General features: G+C 36.0%; 2 protein-coding genes. Both read right to left on the bottom strand.

Translation table 11 applies throughout. From position 1 onward, the window contains the following. Positions 1-230: 230 nt before the first annotated feature. On the bottom strand, positions 231-989 hold the full coding sequence (locus E1140_RS00415) for a hypothetical protein (RefSeq protein WP_155177982.1): 759 nt from the start codon (positions 987-989) through the stop codon (positions 231-233). 247 nt (positions 990-1,236) lie between these two features. After that, the coding region (locus tag E1140_RS00420) for a PH domain-containing protein (RefSeq protein ID WP_221412591.1) at positions 1,237-1,647 on the bottom strand (411 nt) is incomplete at its 5' end.

The raw sequence follows: 1,647 nt of genomic DNA on the forward strand, positions 1-1,647 counted from the left end.
TTTCATTGACTTTTAATTATCAGAGTCCCTTTCAGGTGACTCTGATTGAGTATAGGGTGACTCCCTTTCAAAACGATTGAGACAGCCTAGGCTAGTCCGAGCTTTTAGCCTGGACTTTTAATTTAACATATTATAGATTAAAGTTTGATACGAGCCAAAGGCTCGCACCCGCAGGGGATAACAGCAAAATCAATTTAGAATATGCTTTGCTGCACTATTTTGTTCTAATTCTATTGACTACAATTCCCATCTTTTATACTTTGTTGGGTTGGGTTATAGGAGTTGAAGCTTACTTCAAATGGCCCAATTAAACCATTTGAATTTAATAATGGTCGCAGGTCACAATAATTGGTTAGTGAAGAATTACCCAGGATACTCAATCCTGCACCAACTGAACGTACATTGTTTAAACCACTTAGGCTGTGAAGTGCTTGATTGCCTTGAATGGTCAATTTTCTGCCTACTGTCGAAATATTGCTCAAAGCTTCAAGGGTTGTCAGTGAGCTGTTAGCTGAAACAACTAAATCACTACCAATAACCCTTAGATTATTTAATCCATTAAGATTAATAAGTGCGTCATTGAAAGAAATAAGTAAAATGCCTCCTACTTCTGTTAAATTACTGAGGCTGTTAATATTTGCAAGATTAGTATTTCCAACTATGTCGAAATACCTACTAACTGAAGAGAGATTTTCTAAACCTTGTAAGTTTGTTAATGCATCATTATTAGCTATAACCAAGTTTTCACCTACTGAAACTAAAAAGTTTAGCCCACTTAGATCTGTTATGGAAGTATTTCTTTGAAAATAGTCTCCTACCTTGATATTCCCGGTCACATGTGTGTAATTGTTGATAACAAAATCGTCTATTTCCTCCTGTGTCATAAAGTTTACACTTCCTTCAAATACTTTTTTTGGTTTAATATCATTTTTATCATCACAACCGATAACTGAACAGAGGATGACGAAAAACACTATTACTTGTTTCATATAAAATATGCCATTAGCTTTTGTTAAAAACAGGATATCAACACCTTGTTAGTTGTAAACATTTGTAAGTGTTTATACACGTTTTCAAGTGGTGTTAAAATAGCCATAAAATATCATTAATTATCACATTATTAAGATAATTCTAGGGTGATTATCAATGGAGATGCAGAGCAGCTTTCTTAAACGGATTGCAAATTCTACGATAGTGCTTCTGAATTGCAAATTCCGTAGAGCGGCAGAGCAGTAGCTATTCCGTTACCTTTATATCGCTTTTAAGCTCTAATAATTTTTGAATGAAGAGCTCATTGGTTTTAGGGCTGATGTAAATCTCATCATACTTACCGTATTTAATGATAAGCCCGTTTGTGGAGGTTGCAGGCTTCATGCCCACCCAGAGGGTTTTTCCTTTAATGATCTCCTTTATTTTTTCGATCTCAATTTTCCCACGAATGGGCCCACTTCTGTAACTCAAAGCATGCTGTGTAATACTATAGTTGGTGCCAAAGTAAACCCAAAGCAGTAGTCCTGTCAGACATAAGGTGAAGAAGAGTGCCACATATTTTGTTTCGCCTGATAAACCGTTGGTTAAACCCATAACCATAATCCATAGGAGAAGTCCCAGGGTGCCGATCATCACCGAATTAAATAGTAGGTCCTT

Source organism: Fulvivirga lutimaris, assembly GCF_009711525.1.
GTDB classification, from domain to species: Bacteria; Bacteroidota; Bacteroidia; order Cytophagales; family Cyclobacteriaceae; genus Fulvivirga; species Fulvivirga lutimaris.